Origin of the sequence: Bradyrhizobium semiaridum (genome assembly GCF_020329505.1) — a bacterium.
GTDB lineage: Bacteria > Pseudomonadota > Alphaproteobacteria > Rhizobiales > Xanthobacteraceae > Bradyrhizobium > Bradyrhizobium semiaridum.
Map to the genome: position 1 here is coordinate 194,689 of NZ_JAGKJJ010000005.1, position 17,487 is coordinate 212,175.

19 protein-coding genes are annotated in these 17,487 nt (G+C 62.9%); 9 read left to right on the forward strand and 10 right to left on the reverse strand.

Features of this window, described 5'->3' with window-relative positions; genetic code table 11:
• Window positions 1-18: 18 nt before the first annotated feature.
• Window positions 19-903 (reverse strand): AraC family transcriptional regulator, encoded by an 885-nt coding sequence (locus tag J6500_RS08495; protein ID WP_312018205.1) that lies wholly within the window; start codon window positions 901-903, stop codon window positions 19-21.
• Window positions 904-928: 25 nt separating this feature from the next.
• Here J6500_RS08495 and J6500_RS08500 point away from each other — a divergent pair, with 25 nt between their 5' ends.
• Complete coding sequence (locus J6500_RS08500) at window positions 929-3,415, forward strand: calcium-binding protein (RefSeq protein WP_225712233.1); 2,487 nt, start codon at window positions 929-931, stop codon at window positions 3,413-3,415.
• A 307-nt stretch (window positions 3,416-3,722) separates the two neighbouring features.
• On the opposite strand, the gene J6500_RS08505 is transcribed toward J6500_RS08500, so the two are convergent.
• The 3 genes from J6500_RS08505 to J6500_RS08515 all read right to left on the reverse strand — a co-directional run bounded on the left by J6500_RS08505 (window position 3,723) and on the right by J6500_RS08515 (window position 6,381).
• The gene (locus tag J6500_RS08505) at window positions 3,723-3,932 is read right to left on the reverse strand and encodes a hypothetical protein (protein ID WP_312018206.1); all 210 of its coding nucleotides are present in this window, start codon (window positions 3,930-3,932) and stop codon (window positions 3,723-3,725) included.
• A 132-nt stretch (window positions 3,933-4,064) separates the two neighbouring features.
• Window positions 4,065-5,198: an alpha-hydroxy acid oxidase gene (locus J6500_RS08510; protein WP_225712234.1), complete on the reverse strand. Its 1,134-nt coding sequence runs from the start codon at window positions 5,196-5,198 to the stop codon at window positions 4,065-4,067.
• A 163-nt stretch (window positions 5,199-5,361) separates the two neighbouring features.
• Window positions 5,362-6,381, reverse strand: a complete 1,020-nt coding sequence (locus J6500_RS08515) for a GlxA family transcriptional regulator (protein ID WP_225712235.1) — start codon at window positions 6,379-6,381, stop codon at window positions 5,362-5,364.
• Window positions 6,382-6,444: 63 nt separating this feature from the next.
• Here J6500_RS08515 and J6500_RS08520 point away from each other — a divergent pair, with 63 nt between their 5' ends.
• The 4 genes from J6500_RS08520 to J6500_RS08535 all read left to right on the forward strand — a co-directional run bounded on the left by J6500_RS08520 (window position 6,445) and on the right by J6500_RS08535 (window position 9,549).
• Window positions 6,445-7,158: a hypothetical protein gene (locus J6500_RS08520; protein WP_225712236.1), complete on the forward strand. Its 714-nt coding sequence runs from the start codon at window positions 6,445-6,447 to the stop codon at window positions 7,156-7,158.
• A complete protein-coding gene (locus J6500_RS08525; protein WP_225712237.1) occupies window positions 7,158-8,450 on the forward strand; it encodes an MFS transporter in 1,293 nt (430 codons plus the stop codon). The genes J6500_RS08520 and J6500_RS08525 overlap by 1 nt, the downstream gene beginning before the upstream one ends.
• A gap of 119 nt (window positions 8,451-8,569) precedes the next feature.
• Entirely contained in the window at window positions 8,570-9,232 is a 663-nt protein-coding gene (locus J6500_RS08530) for a YqcI/YcgG family protein (RefSeq protein WP_225712238.1), read from the forward strand.
• On the forward strand, window positions 9,229-9,549 hold the full coding sequence (locus J6500_RS08535) for a cupin domain-containing protein (RefSeq protein ID WP_225712239.1): 321 nt from the start codon (window positions 9,229-9,231) through the stop codon (window positions 9,547-9,549). The genes J6500_RS08530 and J6500_RS08535 overlap by 4 nt, the downstream gene beginning before the upstream one ends.
• Window positions 9,550-9,573: 24 nt before the next feature.
• Here J6500_RS08535 and J6500_RS08540 read toward each other — a convergent pair whose 3' ends face one another.
• Complete coding sequence (locus J6500_RS08540; protein ID WP_225712240.1) at window positions 9,574-9,756, reverse strand: hypothetical protein; 183 nt, start codon at window positions 9,754-9,756, stop codon at window positions 9,574-9,576.
• 25 nt (window positions 9,757-9,781) lie between these two features.
• Here J6500_RS08540 and J6500_RS08545 point away from each other — a divergent pair, with 25 nt between their 5' ends.
• On the forward strand, window positions 9,782-9,967 hold the full coding sequence (locus tag J6500_RS08545; RefSeq protein WP_225712241.1) for a hypothetical protein: 186 nt from the start codon (window positions 9,782-9,784) through the stop codon (window positions 9,965-9,967).
• Between the two features lie 151 nt (window positions 9,968-10,118).
• On the opposite strand, the gene J6500_RS08550 is transcribed toward J6500_RS08545, so the two are convergent.
• The 4 genes from J6500_RS08550 to J6500_RS08565 form a co-directional block, all read right to left on the reverse strand.
• Window positions 10,119-11,381, reverse strand: a complete 1,263-nt coding sequence (locus J6500_RS08550; RefSeq protein ID WP_225712309.1) for a CaiB/BaiF CoA transferase family protein — start codon at window positions 11,379-11,381, stop codon at window positions 10,119-10,121.
• A 272-nt stretch (window positions 11,382-11,653) separates the two neighbouring features.
• Window positions 11,654-12,076: a GFA family protein gene (locus tag J6500_RS08555; protein ID WP_225712242.1), complete on the reverse strand. Its 423-nt coding sequence runs from the start codon at window positions 12,074-12,076 to the stop codon at window positions 11,654-11,656.
• A 268-nt stretch (window positions 12,077-12,344) separates the two neighbouring features.
• A complete protein-coding gene (locus J6500_RS08560; protein ID WP_225712243.1) occupies window positions 12,345-12,923 on the reverse strand; it encodes a DUF6456 domain-containing protein in 579 nt (192 codons plus the stop codon).
• Window positions 12,924-13,018: 95 nt separating this feature from the next.
• Complete coding sequence (locus J6500_RS08565) at window positions 13,019-13,582, reverse strand: GcrA family cell cycle regulator (RefSeq protein ID WP_225712244.1); 564 nt, start codon at window positions 13,580-13,582, stop codon at window positions 13,019-13,021.
• 130 nt (window positions 13,583-13,712) lie between these two features.
• Between J6500_RS08565 and J6500_RS08570 the strand changes: the two genes are divergently transcribed.
• From J6500_RS08570 to J6500_RS08580, 3 genes are all read left to right on the forward strand, one after another.
• Complete coding sequence (locus tag J6500_RS08570; protein WP_225712245.1) at window positions 13,713-14,342, forward strand: S24 family peptidase; 630 nt, start codon at window positions 13,713-13,715, stop codon at window positions 14,340-14,342.
• 136 nt (window positions 14,343-14,478) lie between these two features.
• Entirely contained in the window at window positions 14,479-14,754 is a 276-nt protein-coding gene (locus tag J6500_RS08575) for a hypothetical protein (protein ID WP_225712310.1), read from the forward strand.
• A 173-nt stretch (window positions 14,755-14,927) separates the two neighbouring features.
• Complete coding sequence (locus J6500_RS08580) at window positions 14,928-16,082, forward strand: OpgC domain-containing protein (RefSeq protein WP_225712246.1); 1,155 nt, start codon at window positions 14,928-14,930, stop codon at window positions 16,080-16,082.
• On the opposite strand, the gene J6500_RS08585 is transcribed toward J6500_RS08580, so the two are convergent.
• The gene (locus J6500_RS08585; protein ID WP_225712247.1) at window positions 16,079-17,383 is read right to left on the reverse strand and encodes a glycoside hydrolase family 3 N-terminal domain-containing protein; all 1,305 of its coding nucleotides are present in this window, start codon (window positions 17,381-17,383) and stop codon (window positions 16,079-16,081) included. The two genes, J6500_RS08580 and J6500_RS08585, sit on opposite strands and share 4 nt — an antisense overlap.
• Window positions 17,384-17,487: the final 104 nt, after the last annotated feature.

Below are 17,487 nucleotides of genomic sequence, written 5' to 3' on the forward strand. Positions count from 1 at the left end.
CGGCCAAGGAATATTGACCTAGTTGACCGACGGTCCCTGGCGCCGCCTGGCCTTCTCGCTGGCGCGAACCTCCGAGGGAGATGCGCCGTAGCGGCGGCGGAAGCAACGGTTGAAATAAGGATGGTCGGTGAAGCCGACCTCGAAAGCCACGCTGCTGATCGGCAGCGCATCATTTCGCCCGTCGGCAAGCATGGCATGGGCTCTCGCCAGTCGCCGGCCGGTGACGTATTCGGTCAGGGTCGTGCCCTCGGCCTCGAACAGACGCTGGATGTAACGGACCTGCAAGCGGTGACGCACGGAGAGTGCACCCACCGATACGTCCTCCTTGCCGATCGCCCGCTCGATATCGGCCTTGATCTCACGCAGCCGTGCCGCCCGGCCGCCGCCGAGCCCGGCAGCCACGGCCGCATCGGACGACGCGCCAAGCGTCAGTGCGAGTAGATCGTAGATGTGTCTCACGACACTCGGCTGCAGCTCGGGCTCGGCCAGTTCATCGGCTTTCTCGAGCAAGCTCAAATATCGCGTCAGGAGTCGTAATTGGGGAGTTTCCGCCGGAATCGACAGGCCGAACTTCCGGTCGAGTCCGGGCACCATGGCAGCGACCATGGAAAATGGCACCGACAATGTCAGCGACCCGCACCCCTTGGAAAGGCGCTTGAAGACTGGCTCCGCGGCAGTCCCGATGAACGCCTCGCCCGGCCGTATTTCGCACTCGCGACCCAGTTGGACGGCCGAAAACCCGCCCGCCGTTCCCACCGTGAACAGCAGATTGTCGCCCTCGATCTGGGACGGCCTGCGCTCATAGGATGCCTGGAAACGGTCGGCCCGCATGATGATGAGGCCGGGCAGCTTGCGAAACGTGACATCCGCGAGCATGTCGTCCGGGTCGATCGGCTCGATCACCTGCTTGCACAGCGTGCGTTCGTAGATGTCGCACCAGGCGTCAAACCGGTCCTTCAGCGGATACTGTGCCGTCGAGAACCGGATAACGGACAGATCGGACCCTGTCCCGGCCGAATATCCCGGCATTGCGCCACTAACCACGTCTCCGTCCCCTAACCTGCCTGAACGGTTAGTCCGGCCAGGCTCGCCTTGGTTCAAAGACCAGACGGCTTCGATTGTCGTTTCCAGACAGGCGATCGGTCGCACCGGTCCAAGGCCGACGGCCCCCCGGCACGACAGACACGTCGAATGCGCATCGCGGCCGCCAGGGATGGTCCCTCGGGCCGCACGCGCAGCATCGATGGAGCGTGCCATGGCGATCTATACCCACTATGAAGCGACCCCTCCGATACCCGTCAATGCATTCACGCCCAAGACCTGGGTCGCCGCTATGGGGTCCGCCTATAGCGCGACCGCCAGCACGATCACCATCGTCAACAACGACGGTACCCGTACGATAGCGCATGGTTCGTTCGTCGTGCTCAACGACGACCTTCTTGGCGGGGTCGTTACCTCGCTCGATCGCATCAGCGGCGACGGCAGCACTCTGTACGAGAAGATCACCAGCACGGCGATCGATGCACTTCAATTCGTCGGAGCGACGCCGGCGGGGAAACTCGGCCTCGCCCTTGCCGGGGCCGACACGATGACCGGCTACTCGGGAGCCGACCTGCTGAATGGTTATGGCGGCTCCGACCAAATGGCGGGCGGCAAGGGCGACGACCTCTATATTGTCGAATCCGGCAATGAGGCCGTCACGGAGCTTGCGAGCCAAGGCTTTGACTCGGTCCAGACGACTCTTGCGAACTACACGCTGGGCGCAAATGTCGAGAACCTCTGGTTCACTGACACCGGATCGCACAATGGGTTCGGTAATGAACTTGGCAATAGCATCGCAGGCAATAGCGGCCACGACGTCCTGTATGGAATGGGCGGCGATGACATCCTCAGCGGCGGCGGTGGCGGCAACGACTCGTTGATTGGTGGCACCGGCAACGACCGTTACATCCTGGGCGCCGGTGATACCGTGATCGAGCAGGCGAACGAAGGCATCGACGCGATCGACACCTATCTTCTAAACTACACGCTTCCGGACAATTTCGAGAATCTCTGGATGCAAACCCCGGCCTCTGGCTTTGCAAAAGGCAACTCTGCCGACAACGTCATCTCCATCAACGGCGGAAGCGGCATCACGATTTACGGGTATGATGGCGCCGACGTGCTGACGAGCAGTGGCGGCAGCGACACCTTGATCGGCGGATCGGGCAATGACAGGCTCTTCGCATTTAGCGAACACGATATCCTGACCGGCGGCGCCGATAGCGACACCTTCATCATCGATGTCGGCAATCACGTCATCACCGACTTTGCCCCGGGTCCCGGCTCGCACGACCGCATCGACCTCGTTGGCTTCAGGCCGGGCGCGATCAATTTCGGTCAGAACATATTTCGCAATCTGTCCGACGTGCTGGTGCACGCCACGCAGGATGGTACGGATGTCGTTATCGATCTCGGAAAGGGCAACTCGCTCACCCTTGAGAACATCCAGAAGTCCACGCTGACTGTCGACGATTTCGTCTGGTCGCAGACATCAAAGGACCTGAATGACGACTACAGAAGCGATATCTCGTGGGTCAACGATAATGGCAAGGTTTCGGTCTGGGACAGCGCCGATATCGCGCGAGCGCACGTGATCGCTCCTGCCGGCACGATCTCGAACGGGTGGCATTTCGCCGGTACCGGCAACTTCGCCGGCAACGGCAACAGCGACATGCTTTGGGTCAACGACGATGGCAGGGCTTCGATCTGGACCGATGGCCTGGTCAACGCCGCGCATATCATCGCCCCAGCCGGCACCATTTCGGGCGGGTGGCATTTCGCCGGCACCGGCGATTTCGACCACAACGGCCGCAGCGACATCCTCTGGGTCAACGATGACGGCAAGGCGTCGATCTGGGATAATGGACAGATCGGCAAGGCCCACATCATTGCACCGGCCGGCACGATCTCGAACGGGTGGCACTTCGCCGGCAACGGCGACTTCGACGGCAACGGCCAGAGCGACATCCTGTGGGTCAACGATAACGGCAAGGCCTCGATCTGGGACAACGGTGAGATCGGCAAGGCCCACATCATCGCCCCGGCCGGCACCATTTCGAACGGATGGAAATTCGCCGACACCGGCGACTTCGACGGCAACGGCCAGAGCGACATCCTGTGGATCAACCAGGACGGCAAGGCATCGATCTGGGACAATGGCCAGGTCGGCGTTGCCCACATCATCGCGCCGGCCGGCACGATTTCGAACGGATGGAATTTCGCCGACACCGGCGACTACGACGGCAACGGCACCAGCGACATCCTCTGGCACAACGACAATGGTGCAATGTCGATCTGGAACGACGGCGATATCGACAATGCGCACATAATCGTCAGCGCAGGCGCCGTCTCGCAGGACTGGCACATCGTCTGACCTCTGATTCAAATCGGACCGTCGCCGCTCGTCTCGCGAGCGACGGCGGCGCCGGTCAATCCAGGACGATCAGGCAGACTCGTTCAGCGCGGAACTCTCCGGACTCTGCGACCGCTGCCGTGCATGAAGTGCGGCGCCAAGATGCGGCTGGCCCTGATCGAGCCGCGCGATCAGGTTCATGACGTGCTGACCTACCACTGCGCGCCCTGCAATTCCGGTGAAAGCTTTTTGAAGGCACGCTGGACCTCAGGAAAGGCGTGAAGGGGCCTTTCGAAGATCCGCTCCAACACGCGCAGCGATTTCCGGCTTAGCCGCTCAGCACGGCCGTTCCCAAGGCCGTCAACGCTGGCCCGTCATCGTGCATTTCGATCAGCTCGAGTTCGGCAAGGACGTGCAGATCCTCATCGCTGACCGGCGACAGTTTGAGCCGGCCGGCCTGGATATCCCGCAGCGCCCAACGCAAACCGATCGCTCGCTCCAGAGAAAATTCCGCGAATGGATGATTTGCCATACGCATCGACTAATACGCCATTTCGCTGAGACTTTGTCGCTGCCGCGGCGTCATTATGGACTTCCCAGCATGCCTCCGCCACGCGAATCAAGGCCCGTGAGGGTCTCGATCGCGCCTGCGGGCTGGCCTTACAGCGGCTCAGTAGCGATAGGGCTCGATATCCAGAAGCGGGTATGCGCTGAATACGCTCGGCAGATTGGTCGGCATCGCCGGATGCAGATAGGACTTGTCCAGCTCGGCGAAGCTGGTGACCCCGAGCAGCCCGAGGCAGCGGACCACCTCGTCCTCCAGCAGTTCAAGCATGCGCACGATGCCGGCCTCGCCCGCGGCGGCGAGCGCCCAGCATTGCAGCCGCCCGATGCCAACGAGATCGGCGCCCGAGATGATCGCCTTTACGATGTCGGTGCCGCGGCAGAACGCGCCGTCGACCATGATTTTGGCGCGGCCCGCGACCGCCTCGACGATCTCGGGCAGGACATGCATCGAACCCCGGCCGTGGTCGAGCTGCCGCCCGCCATGATTGGACACGTAAATCCAGTCGACGCCGTGATCGACCGCGATCCTTGCGTCTTCTGCGGTCGCGATCCCCTTGATGACGAGCGGAATCTTGAACTTGTCCTTGATCAATTTCACGGTCCGCCATTCCAGACCTTTCTGGAAATCGCCGCCGGTGGCACGGATGCGGCTTTCGCGGACATAGCGCTTGGCTATGTCGCGCTCGCGCCGGCTGTAGTGGGCGGTATCCACAGTGAGACAGAACGCGGCGTAGCCGTTGGCGACGGTACGGCTGACGACGTCCTCGACGAATGCATCATCGCCGCGCACATAGAGCTGATAGATGCGCAGCGCGTCGGGCGCTGCCTTCGCGGTGTTCTCCAGTCCGGGCTCCGATACCGAGCTCAGCATGTGCGCCGCGCCGAACGTTCCCACACCGCGGGCAACGGCCGCGCCCGCATCGGGATCGAAGATCTCGAGCGCCCCGACCGGGGCGATCATCACGGGAAGCCGCAGCTTGCGTCCGAACAGCTCGGTCGAGGGATCGACATCGACGACGTTGCGCAGGACACGCGGCCGGAACGCGATCTCGTCGAGCGCCATTCTGTTGCGGCGCATCGTGGTCTCGGTTTCCGAGGCGCCGACGATGTAATCCCAGGCATTCTGGTTCAGCCTGGCGCGGGCCTTCCGCACGAATTCATGCAGGTTCTGGTATTCCTCGCCGCTGGCGCCGAGCTCGACATTGCGCGCCGGCCGAATGGGGGTCCCGTCATTCATGGTGTTTCTGCTCCCGATTTGGCCGGCACATTAGCCGTAGAAACCGGAAAAGCTACCGCCTTGATCGACGAATCCAGCCGGCGAAGGTCAGCTATTCGCGTGCGAGATGGATCGTTCTTGGCGCGAACACCCCCGCCGCCGCAGGAGGACATCGTCAGGCAAGCTAGCCACCCGAAAAGCGGTTTCGGTATTCGGTCGGCGACACGCCGAGGTGACGCAGGAAGGCGCGGCGCATCCGTTCGTCATCGCCGAACCCGGCGCGTTTGGCCACCTCGACCACCCCGCCGATCTGCCGGCTCTCGAGCAGCAGGCGTGCGGTCTCGACGCGCAGCGCCTCCACCCCGCTCGCCGGCGTCATGCCGGTGCGGCTGACATAGGTCCGCGCGAATGTGCGCGGCGTCATGCCGGCCTTTTCGGCAAGCGTCTCGACCTTCAGATCATCGGTGATGTTCTCGATGATCCACGCGTGCAGCGCGCTGAAACGCCCCTCGACATCGGATGCCTGTGCCGCAAGAACGGTCGAAAACTGACTCTGACCGCCCGGGCGCTTCAGGAACACGACGAGCCTGCGTGCGACATCGAGCGCGGTGGTATGGCCGAAATCCTCCTCGACCATGGCAAGCGCCAGATCGATGCCGGCGCTGACGCCGGCCGATGACCAAACCCGGCCATCCTTGACGAAGATCGCGTTGGGCTCGACGCGGATACTGGGAAAGCTGTCCTGCAGGCGGGGGCAATAGCGCCAGTGCGTAACAGCACGCTTGCCATCCAGTATCCCGGTCCAGGCCAGCGCGAATGCGCCGAGGCACACGGAGGCGATGCGGCGCGCTTTCGGCAGCGCCTGTCCGATCCAATCCATCAGCCTGGCGTCGCCCCGGATCTTCCAGATGCCCGGCCCGCCCGGGATCACCAGCGTGTCGACCTCGTCGGGGCGGACACTGTCAATCGAGGCGGTGTCGACCTGCATGCCGACATCGGTCGGTACCAGCCCGCCGGAAGCCGAGAGATACGACAACGAATAGCCAGGCCCGGGCAGTTCGATCGCCTCCAGTTCGGCGAACACCTGCGCGGGCCCCGAAATGTCGAGCAAGGTCACGCCCGGAAAGGCGACCATCGCGATCAGCCGCTTGGCTGTCTTGTTGGCCGGCTCAAAACGGGACGGTTTGGCAGTTTTCGAGGGCATATTGTCCTTTAAGCCATTCGAGGCTCCCCTGTATAGCTCGCGGTGGAATACTGGAGTTCTGCCATGTCGCGAAATCTGGGCAGCCGATACCGAGCGATCAAATCGCCCTGGGCGGATTACGCGATTTATAGCTTTCCCGACGCATCCCGGATTGAAGCAGGCGACCGTCAGCCGCTGATGGACGCAATGAACGGTATCATCGCCGTCAATTGGCGCGCTAGCGAGCCGCACTGGACCGAGACGTCCTCCCCGTTCGACCGCAAGTACAGCCTCATCCTGGTCTATGACGGCTCCGGGCTTGTGGCGTTCTCGGTATACCGCGTCCTGCAGATGTCGGCGGGGCTCGGAATCTACCGCAGCGGAACCGAGGTCCTGCCCGCGCACCAGGGCCGCGGGCTCTACGGCTTCTTTACATCCGAGGTCTTGAAATCTTCCGGTGCCGCCGAGCGGACCGAAGGTGAGGTGCTCTACGGCTGGCGGACCCGCAACCCGATCGTTTGGGCCGCCAACGCCAAGATCTGCGAAAAGGTAACGCCGTCGCTGCTCGACGACGCGCAGGATCCTGCATTGCAGGCCGCCTGCGTCGAGATGTGCATGTCGCTCTATCCGGGCAAGGCGCTCGAAGTGCCCGACATGATCATGCGTGGCGCGTACGGCCACATCAAGCACCATCGGCAGGCCTACCATGGCGTAGCGTCACTGGTCGATGCCGCGATGTTGCGCAAGATCCCCGATACAGCGGACGCCCTGTTCTCCGTCGGTTACGCGAGGGTCTGATGGCGATGCTCGACCAACAAGCCGTCTACGCGCCGACCTCGCGCCTGACGGATCGCGCCTATCTGGCCTGGGCTGCGGTCGCCATCGCCTATGCCATCGCGTTCCTGCAGCGCGTGTCGCCGCAGTCGATCACCGCAAGCTTCATGCACGACTTCAACACCGACGCGGCCGGTGTTGCGATGCTCGCCTCCAGCTATTTCTGGGGCTACACCCTGATGCAGATCCCGGCCGGCCTGCTGGTCGACCGCTACGGCGTCAAGCGCGTCGTGCTGGTCAGCATGGTCGCCTCCTCGCTCGGCAGCGCCGCGTTCGCGCTGGCGCCGAACCTGCTCGACGTCTTTGCCACCCGCCTGATCGTCGCCTGCGGCGATGCGCTGGTCTTCACCGCACTGCTAAAATTGGTCGCGCAAAGCTTTGCCGACGAGCGGTTCGGCCTGATGTCGGGAATCTCGCAGGTCTCCGGCTATGTCGGCGGCGTCATCGCGACGACGCCGCTCGCCGCGGCGGTCTCGGGCTTTGGCTGGCGATCCTGTTTCCTGTTCATCGCTTGCATCGGGCTAGCCAACCTCGCTTTTGCCAAGGTTGCGCTGAAGCCTGATCCGGTCTCGCACACCAACAAGACGTTGAAGGGCGTCGTCATCGCGGCGCGGCAGGCGCTCGGCCATCTCGCCAACTGGGGCTGCGCAATGACCTTTGCGTCGCACTTCGCCGTTGTGACCACACTGTCGGGCGTCTGGGGTATCCCGATGGTGGCGCATTTCTTCCATATCTCGCCGACGGCGGCAGGCACGCCTCTGCTCGCCTTCATGATCGGCAATGCGCTCGGCTCGATCTTCCTCGGTCATGCCGCCGATCGCGCTGCCGCGGCGCTCGATCGGGCGCTGATCGGCATTTGCGTGCTGCGCATGGTCCTGATCGCGATGCTGGTGCCGGCGATCGCGCATGCGTTCGGCCTCCTCTACGTCACCGTCATCTTCACGGCATTGGGGCTCGTCGCCGGCGGCACCGTTCCGCTGGTGCTGAAATGCGTCAAGAAGCTCTACACCTCCGACCTGATCGGCGTCGGCGCCTCCATCAACACCACCGCTGCCGGAGTCTTCGCCGGCGCCGCACAGCCGGTCATCGGCTTCGCGATGCTAGCCGCCAGCCAGGTCTCGGGAACCGATGCCGTACACAACGCAGCCGCGATCGATGACGCCGGCTACGTCGCCTTGATCGTCATTCTGCTCCTGATGTCGCTGCCCGGCATTGCCGGGCCGCTGCTGATGCGGAGCAAGTTGATAGCCCGTTGAATCTCATTACGCGTGAAGGGGACGTTATGGAGCGCTTGTTCTTAAGAAGAGGCGAGGTTGCCGCAAAGTTTCCGGTGAGCAGCTGGCAAAGCGTCATGTTTTCCGAATTCGAAGCGCAGATGAGCAGCGCAGCAAGGCCGTTCCCCTGCGTATTTGGGGTGACTGGGCACCGCCAGGACCAGTTGCGCTACCTGTTTCTCGATCCTTACGACGTCGACGTGCTCGGCGAGCAACTCGCGCAATATGTCGCGGAGTCGCGCTCGTTCGGTCCCAACACCTCGCTGATCGTATTCACGCGGCCCCGCCCGGTGCAGACGCTCGACGCCTATTACCGCAAGATGTGGTTGACGCTCGATCAGCTGGCGCGCCTTGACAAGCGGCCGTGGCCCGCCGAGATCCCGGAACAGATTGACCACCCGATGTGGGAATTCTCGTTCGCGGGCGAGCCAATCTTCGTGGTGTGCACGACGCCCGCCCATGTGATGCGCCAGAGCCGCCGCTCGAGCGCTTTCATGCTCACTTTCCAGCCGCGCTGGGTGTTCGAGAAGATCCTCGGGACGGACAAGGCGGCAAACGCCGCGTTTGCCGAGGTGCGCAAGCGCCTGATCCCCTATGACAGCGCGAGCCCCTCGCCGATGCTCGGCCGCTACGGCGCCGCCGACGGACGCGAGTACCAGCAATATTTCCTCTACGACGACAATAACGCGAGCACAGGCTGCCCTTTCGCCAAGCTCGCGCAGAACAAGACGCCACCCATCGAGGACAAGGAGCAGGCCGCATGACCCAGATCATCGCCGGCGCGAAGACCGAGTTTGCCATCGATCAGGAGATCCTGAACCTGCTGCCCGCGCAGGGCTCCGTGGAGCTGCAGCACGATGCTGCCGGCAAGGTGCATCACTTCCACACGCATCCGGTCGATGAGATCCTGATGATCATCAGCGGGCGACTGAATTTCATGTGGGATGACGAACAACGCATCGTCGGTGCCGGCGACACGATCCTGCTGCCTGCCGGCACCCGCCATCAATCCGAGGCGCTCGAAGGCGGCGCGATCTATGTGATCGCGACGCAGCCGCCAGCCAAGCCGCTCGGTTACTGACTTTCAGTGCATAACACGAAGCCCTCAGGACAATGAGGGATCAACCGGCGGCTCGACCGCCAAACGTTCGACCAGCTCGATGACCTCGGACCGCTGGTCGGGCGCAAGCCGAAGGAAAGCCTTCAGCAGTCGCAGGCTTTCCACTGTTTCGCTCGATGGAGCTCCGAGCCTGTTCTGCAGCTCTGCAACATAAGCGGGTTTTTTCATCTCGCACCCTAAGTGAGGATCACGAATGGCATATCCAGGCAAACGTGAAGGCTTGGCCCAGAAGGTCGAGAACGCGGCGCAGGAAGCCGAACGCCTCGGTCTGACGACGGCGACCCTGATACTGCGGATGGCACGGCTCGAAATTGATCGGGCAGAACCTGAAGAAGTTGAAGCTATGCCAAGGAACAACCTGCGCAGCAAGCCGAACTGAGGTCCGGCAACGGAGCGGTCTCGGCCCCGCCACCGCTGGCAGAAACTCCGTCCGCGGTGGCATGCGAGACGTTGCGGCGAGATGGCAGCGAGCGGTTCTCCGCTCGCTGGCCGTCGAGTTGCGAGGAAATGACGGGCGCCCGGGCTTCGCGCTAACCGGCCTCGATCGCCCTGCCGAATGCTCCCGCCTCGGCCAAAGCCGCAATACGCCGGTCGTCATAGCCGAGTGTCTTGTGCAAGACGTCCTTGGTGTGCTGCGCGAGCAAGGGAGCGGCAACGGGATCGACAGTCGGGGTCAGGCCCATATTGATCGGCGGCTCGATGTTCGGAACCGAGCCTGCGGTTGGATGCGGGATCCGGCTGAGGCGATCCCGGTCGCGCACCTCCGGTGCATTGAATCCCTGCTCGACGGTGCGCAGATAGCCGACCGGAATGTTGGCCTTCTTCATCTTTGCCATCCAGTGCTCGAGCGTGTCGGTTGCGAACACGCTGGCGATGATGGCGCGCAGCTTCTCCCGGTTTGCCGTCCGCGACTTGCGGTGGGCGAACTCTGGATCGGTGATGAGGTCGGGGCGCTCCAACACCTCGGTGACGAGCCGGCGATACAGGCGATCATTGGCGCAGGCCATGTAGAACGGCCCGTCCGACGCCCGATAGACGCCGACGGTCGGCGAACCGTTCGGCGAGTTGCCGAAGCGGCCGGGATTGTTGCCGGTGATCAGATAGGCCATGCCGTAGAATCCAGTCATCGACACCGCAGTGTCGATCAAGGCGACCTCGACCTGCTGGCCGCGGCCGAGCCGATCGCGCGCGATCAGCGCCAGCAGAATGGCGTTGCAGGCCGACATGCCCGTTGCCATGTCGACGATCGGCGGCCCGGTGCGCACCGGCTCGCCGTCCGGAAAGCCGTTCAGCGACATGAAGCCGCTCTCGGCCTGTGTGATCGGATCAAAGCCCGGACGCAGCGCAAACTCGCCCTTGCGGCCGTAGGCCGAGATCGAGCAATAGATCAGCCGCGGATTGGTCGGCGCTACCGATGCGTAGTCGAGGCCGAACTTCTTCATCACGCCGCCGGAGAAGTTCTCGACGACAACGTCGGCCTTAGCGATCAATTCGCGCGCCACCTCGAGCGCAGCCGGATTGTTGAAATCAAGCGCAATGCCGCGCTTGTTGCGGTTGAGGCTGAGATACGCGGCGCTCTCGCCGCCAATCTCGGCATGCTCGTAGTGGCGGGTATCGTCGCCGCCGTCCGGGTTCTCGATCTTGATGACCTCGGCCCCGAAATCTGCCAGCGTCTGGGTACAGGCCGGACCGGCGACGACACGGGTGAAATCGACAACCAGCAGGCCATCGAGCGCCGTCGGGATCCCCTCTCCGCGCGGCGCGCGCTCCGGCAAATCTGGTCTGGTCATGATCGGACGTTTCCTCGACTTATTTTATCAGGCGAAATTCGACACCTCGCCAAAGGCGGCGTAATCGCCTTTTAGCGGATGCCCCCTGCCAAAACCAATTGCCAGATTTTGCAGGGCGGGACCTTCGCCTGACATGGCTGGCGCGGACCGGTGGCGACACCGGCCCGCCATCGCCGAAGCGTCGCCGAGCACTCGATCAAACACGGAGCTATGATCGCCAACGGGTGGCGTGGCGACGGCGTCGCCACGCCGTTTGCAATGAAAGCCCGTCGGACTTATTCGGCAAGCATCTCGCCGGAGCCGCCGAACTCGGCCGGGAAATCCTTCAGCTTCGGCAGACCGTCGCGAATCGGCAGCACCGCTTCAGCGTAGTTGACGTGAACGCCGGGCGCGAAAGCGAGCGTTGGAATCGTTGCCGAGAACACGTCGACGAGCCCGAGCGTCGGATGGTTGGTCATCAGATGACCGCCGCATTTGCCGCAATATTTGCGCTGGCTCATCGGCGTCTTCTCGAATGTCGCGATATGCTCGGCGCCCTTGGTGACCTCCACCGCCTCAGGCTTCCAGAGGCTGAACGCATTCACCGGACCGCCGGACCAGGAACGGCATGAGCGACAGTGGCAATACCCCATGGCCTCCGGCTCGCCGGTGACCTGCAGCTCGACGGCGCCGCAAAAGCAGTTTCCTGTGTGCTTCATGGTCGATTCTCCCTGTGTGATTTTGATTGACTTCCTTTTGCGCGGCACCGGGATCGACGCCCGCTGACGGTGCTCGCGAAGATCGCGACCAGGCGAACGATCGTTGGCACGGGCGAAAGGTTACATGACGGCCTGCGCCGCTGTCGACCGTCTTCGACACAAAGCGGCCCGACCCGCCTTCTTCACAGAAGAAAAATGATTCGCTCCGTTGCACGTGCCCGTCGGCGCGGCGGTCATCGCGCGGCGACGGGCACACAAACTCGTGACTTCAGCTTGAGCAGCGGTGTTGGACCGGAACCCGTTGCGGCGTGACCAAGCCATACATCAGCGCAAGCCGATCGAGGCATTCCTTGAAACGCCGCGCAAAATAGTCCTGCCAGCGCTGCGTGCGCAGTCCGCGCCTCTCCCCGACCTGCTCCATGGTCATGCCGAGGATCAGAACGTCGTGCACCAGCATCGAGCCGTCCGTGCCGAGCTCATGCTCGGCACGGTTCAATCGGAGGCTTGCCTCACGTTGGCCCTCCGTGATCGGCTCGCGCAGTTGGCCCCCGTCGACATATTCGCGCGTGGTGTCCACCGCACGCGGACCACGCTCGGCTTTCTCCCAGTCGTCCTGGAAGATGCGCCCGCTCCGATACTGGGTATCGTCGATCTGGCGGTGGGCGTGCAACCGACCGAGCGGATCGCAGCGGACCGAACGCAGGGCAACAATCTTCTCGCCGCGCTCCAGCGCAAGCGGATCGTCGACCTCCACGGTTGCCACCTCGGCATTGTAGGGCAGATCCTGGGCGCGACGGTCATGCACTTTGGCTGGATCGTATGGCTTCCGGCCTCTGGCTCGCGGCATTGATGTTCTCCATGATGTCGGGTAACGGGCGCGCGGATGCCTCCGCGCGATTGCGGTTCAGGGACCGGCGGTCCCATTGTCAGGAAGTGAGCTGGTCAGTCCGCCCCGACCGCGCGAAGCCAGTCGGTGCTCAGCACCGGTTTCGCCGATGCCACGGGATCGCGGCTCAGGTGGAAATGCGGTGTGCAGTAGCTTGCGCCCGGCCGGCGCGGCTGACCGCAAAACGTCATCGTCTCGCCATCGCTATCGCCGCCATACGGGTATCGGCAGTCCCCAGACTGGAGTTCGAGCAGCGACAAGTGGCGCGGCATGACTTCCGCGCAGCGGAGCTTGGGCAACTCCAGCCTTGCCGAGGAGGGTTTCGGCCAACGGACCAGGTCGGCTCTCGGCTCGGCTCCCGCTTCGCGCGGGCCGTCGACCGGGGGGAGCTCCGGCAGATGGGGATCAGGCCGCCGGCCGGGGAGTTCCGGCAGGGACGGCTCGGGCCGGTCGAGGTATCCCAGCCCCATCCGCTGGCCCCGGCTGAGGGCCGCATAGCGCGTGTAGGCAGTGTTGAACCTTGCGTTGATGGTATCGGCAATCTCCGAGTAGGACAGACCGCGGATCCGAAGATCCCGCAGCGCCTCCGAGTGCTCGGGCAGCCAGCTCGTCGCTTCCATTCCAAATTTCCCACTTTTTTGTCATTTCGCCGGCGCCATGGTTATCTTCGGATATTCGGAAGGAAAAATCAAGCTTGAATTCCGATTATCGGAACGGATATAATGTCACCAGATTCGGGAGAGGTGAATCATGCTGGATGCGACACTGATTGAGCGGGCATTGGAGCGGACCGGGAAGTCCAAGGGCGGACTTGCCGTGGCGATGGGCGTTCGGGCCGGGGCGGTGTCCGAGATTCTCTCGGGGATCCGGCTGATCAAGGCCTCCGAGATCGACGCCATCGTCGAATATCTGGAGCTGAATCTGATACCGATTATGGGCCGGGTCGGCGCCGGCGCCTCAATCGAGCCGGAATACGAGCAGGTCCCCCCCGAGGGCCTCGGCGAGGTCGAGCTTCCGTTCCCGATCTGGGAGGAAACCATCGCCTTCGAGGTATCGGGCGATTCGATGCTGCCAAAATACGAGAATGGCGATGTTATCGTGGTGTACCGCGAGCAGCGCCACCCGTTGTCGAGCTTCTACGGAGAGGAAGCTGCGGTCCGGCTGAAGAGCGGCGAGCGCTATCTCAAGACGATCGAGCGCGGCAGCTCCACCGGCGTCGTCAATCTCAAGAGCTTCAACGCCAAGCCGATCAACGGCGTGAAGCTCGAATGGATCGGCGAGATCGCTCTCACCTTGCCGCGCGGCCAGATCGCAAGGTTGCGGGGCAAGGCTTCAAAGAGCCGCAAGACAGCGAAGGGCGGGCGCAACACCGAGAAATAGCGTCCGCAACGTTGCTCCGACCGACGCAGGTCGCCTCGGCCTCAATCCTCAATGCTGATTATCAGAATTTATCTTGACATTGATCAAGCCGTCGGAGATAATCTCCGGCGACAGTCAAGGCATAGATTTTCTGATGATGCAGTATTTCGTCGTGATGATCGATTACGGCCGCCGCGGTCGAGAGGCCATCGTCGATCCCGAAATGACACGGCGCGAGGTCGTCGCGCGGGTCGCCTCGGGAGAATACGCCAACATCAGCTTCATCCATGAGATCGAGGAGTCCGCGGTGCATGACATCACTGACGACATCCTGGCCGAAGCTGCCCTGCCCGAGCTGGCCGTGACCGCCGCGGATCTACAGGCCAATACCTTCGACCACGCCCACGACCTGCGCAAACACGAGCCGGCCTGAGCGCGCGATCGGTTCACGTGACGATTGCGAAAATGTGATCTTTCGCGTCTCGGCACCTTGGCGCGACGCTGAAACTAATTAGATAGGCTTCACGCAAAGTCTATTCGGACTGAGCGTGGGTTGCCCCTAAGCTGGCGACTCGTTTCCCGGGCCGGTCAATTTTTTGCTTTTGAATGAATCCAACAACAAACGCCGAGATCGCCGTCCGCGAAGGCGATCTCAGGATTGCGCTGCTGCTCGGCCTCGCGAACTGGTTCCTGTTTCTCGACCACATTCCCCATAATGCGGTCAGCGCACTGACATTGCGCAACTTCGGATTCAGTGGCGCGACCGACTTGTTCGTGTTCGTGGGCGGCTACGCGGCGACGCTGATCTGCGCGAGGATAACGCTGGAGCGCGGGTTCCTGGTGGCGGCAACCCGCATCTTCAAGCGCGTATGGCAGCTCTATGCTGCCTATATCGTCCTGTTCGTGATCTATATCGAGCTGATCAGCTATGTCGCAGCGCGGACCGCCGCGCCCGAGATCATCAGCGAGTTCAACATCACCGGCTTCATCGACCACCCGATCCGGACGCTGATCTACGGGCTGTTCCTGCAAGCCAAGCCGCTCAACCTGGACGTCCTGCAACTCTTCATCGTTCTGATGGCCATGCAGCCCATCATCGTGATCGGGCTACTGCGCTTGCCGAACCTGACGCTCGCGGCGTCCGTGGCGGTCTACGCGGCTGCGCACATCTTCGACTGGAACCTGGCGGCGTATCCGGATGGCCACTGGTATTTCAATCCGTTCTGCTGGCAGTTGCTGTTCGTGATGGGCGGCTGGTTCGGCCTGGTGGGCAAGCGCTATGGACGCATGATCGACGTGATGCAGGGCATCCCCGCGCTGCGTGCCGCGGCCCTCCTCTATCTGCTGTTTGCGCTGGCGATTGTGTCCAGTGGCAATGTTCCGACGCTCGCCAGGATCATACCGGCCCCGGTCATCGAGACGTTCCTGGCGGATGACAGAGAGCACATCGCGCCACACCGCATCCTGCATTTCCTTGCACTGACGTTTCTGTTCACCTGGTTGGTGCCGCGCAACTGGCCGCGTTTGCGGTCGTACGCCTTGCAGCCGATTGTCAAATGCGGTGAGGAATGGCTCGCGGTGTTCTGCGCGGGCGTGTTCCTCTCCTTTGCTGCTCACCTCATCCTGATCACCGGCCCGAATTCGCTGGCCATGCAGGTGGTCGTCAGCGTCGCGGGCATCCTGGCGATGACGGCAGTGGCCTACTACGTGTCGTGGTCGAAGCAGCAGGACTACAAGTCGGCCGTCGGCGCGCAGTCCTAATCCGCCATCAGACCTCGCTTGAGCCGAACCTCACTCTCGCGCAGCATGGCGGTATCCAGCGCACCTCGACGGGCCGCAGCGGATGCGCAGGCGAAGACGCGGTAGAACTGCGCACCGTCATAGGCGACCAGCAGCAGATCGACCCCGGCGTTCAGCGCCTCCACGACAGCCGTGCAGACATCATGCTGATAGATCGCCCCCATCACCAGATCGTCGGTCATGACGATCCCCTGATAATTCCAGGTCTTTCGGATCAGGCCGTCGATGACGGCCTTCGAATGCGAGGCAGGCCGGCCGGGATCGACGGCGCTGACCGCCACGTGTCCAACCATCAGCCGCGTATTGGTGGTCGACAACACATCACGGAACGGACGCCAGTCGGTCGCCTCCAGGTCTGCAACCGGCGTATCAAGGTCGGCGTTGAAATGATGCGTGTCGGCGCGCACCCGGCCCAGTCCTGGAAAATGCTTGACGGTCGCATTGACACCGGCCGACTCCAGCCCGCGAATATAGGCGCCCGCGATCGCGCTGACCTTGGCCGGATCGTCGGAAATCGCGCGCCGGCCGATCAGCGTATTGAAATCGAACCGGTTGCGCCTGGCTTCCGGCCGCAGATCCAGCACCGGGGCGAAATTCAGGTTGATGCCAAGCGACGTCAACTCCCGGCCGTGGATGCGCCCGTACTCTTCCGCCTTCGCCTTCTGCTCCGCCGGCGCCAGTTCCTCGAGCGCGGCCAGCGACGGCAAACGCGTCAGCGGCGGCCCCAGGTGAGAGACGATGCCGCCTTCCTGGTCCGTCGCGACAACCAGCTGCGGCAGCCCGGCAATCCGCCGCCGCTCCTGTAGTGCGGCAATCTCCGTCTTCAGCGCCTCGGCCGTCCTGCCGGCAACATTGTGCTGCGTCACATAGATGCCTGCGATCAATCTCTTCTCCGCCAGCCGCGCCGCCTCGTCGAACGATGAATAGCCGACGATAAAGTGCGGCCCAAGGGATCGCGCGAGTGACGGCTCGGTCTGGAGGACCCGATGCTTTCGCAGCTCGAACGTCGCGGTGGAGGCCAGCATGCCAAGCAGCGGCAGGCACCATGTCGCGACCAGCAGCCTGGCGGCCCAGCCGCGCCCGCGCCAAAAACCGCAGCGGATCAGCACGACCGGGACGACGATGCTGGTGACCACGAGTAGCAGATTGCCCACGCCGCGCAGCGGGACCAGATAAGGATCGTTGTTGTTGATCGCAGCGAAGGCGAGCACGAGCCCGACGATCCAGGCCAAGGCGATGCCGATGCGCTTACTGATTTTCATGACAATGATGAAGCACCGAACAGGACCGACATCGTCCGTACCAGACCGGATTCACCGGCGCGAGCCGATAAGTCGCCTCTGCACGCAATCTGCATAAGAATCCT

Excerpts from the sequence above, each read along its gene's own strand:
- J6500_RS08525 (WP_225712237.1), top strand. The coding sequence starts at position 7,158 with ATGGCGATGCTCGACCAACAAGCCGTCTACGCGCCGACCTCGCGCCTG.
- J6500_RS08510 (WP_225712234.1), bottom strand. The coding sequence starts at position 5,198 with ATGAATGACGGGACCCCCATTCGGCCGGCGCGCAATGTCGAGCTCGGC.
- J6500_RS08540 (WP_225712240.1), bottom strand. The coding sequence starts at position 9,756 with ATGAAAAAACCCGCTTATGTTGCAGAGCTGCAGAACAGGCTCGGAGCT.
- J6500_RS08560 (WP_225712243.1), bottom strand. The coding sequence starts at position 12,923 with ATGCCGCGAGCCAGAGGCCGGAAGCCATACGATCCAGCCAAAGTGCAT.
- J6500_RS08500 (WP_225712233.1), top strand. The coding sequence starts at position 929 with ATGTCGCACCAGGCGTCAAACCGGTCCTTCAGCGGATACTGTGCCGTC.
- J6500_RS08575 (WP_225712310.1), top strand. The coding sequence starts at position 14,479 with ATGCAGTATTTCGTCGTGATGATCGATTACGGCCGCCGCGGTCGAGAG.
- J6500_RS08520 (WP_225712236.1), top strand. The coding sequence starts at position 6,445 with ATGTCGCGAAATCTGGGCAGCCGATACCGAGCGATCAAATCGCCCTGG.
- J6500_RS08570 (WP_225712245.1), top strand. The coding sequence starts at position 13,713 with ATGCTGGATGCGACACTGATTGAGCGGGCATTGGAGCGGACCGGGAAG.
- J6500_RS08545 (WP_225712241.1), top strand. The coding sequence starts at position 9,782 with ATGGCATATCCAGGCAAACGTGAAGGCTTGGCCCAGAAGGTCGAGAAC.
- J6500_RS08565 (WP_225712244.1), bottom strand. The coding sequence starts at position 13,582 with ATGGAAGCGACGAGCTGGCTGCCCGAGCACTCGGAGGCGCTGCGGGAT.
- J6500_RS08505 (WP_312018206.1), bottom strand. The coding sequence starts at position 3,932 with ATGCGTATGGCAAATCATCCATTCGCGGAATTTTCTCTGGAGCGAGCG.
- J6500_RS08580 (WP_225712246.1), top strand. The coding sequence starts at position 14,928 with ATGAATCCAACAACAAACGCCGAGATCGCCGTCCGCGAAGGCGATCTC.
- J6500_RS08515 (WP_225712235.1), bottom strand. The coding sequence starts at position 6,381 with ATGCCCTCGAAAACTGCCAAACCGTCCCGTTTTGAGCCGGCCAACAAG.
- J6500_RS08535 (WP_225712239.1), top strand. The coding sequence starts at position 9,229 with ATGACCCAGATCATCGCCGGCGCGAAGACCGAGTTTGCCATCGATCAG.
- J6500_RS08555 (WP_225712242.1), bottom strand. The coding sequence starts at position 12,076 with ATGAAGCACACAGGAAACTGCTTTTGCGGCGCCGTCGAGCTGCAGGTC.
- J6500_RS08530 (WP_225712238.1), top strand. The coding sequence starts at position 8,570 with ATGAGCAGCGCAGCAAGGCCGTTCCCCTGCGTATTTGGGGTGACTGGG.
- J6500_RS08585 (WP_225712247.1), bottom strand. The coding sequence starts at position 17,383 with ATGAAAATCAGTAAGCGCATCGGCATCGCCTTGGCCTGGATCGTCGGG.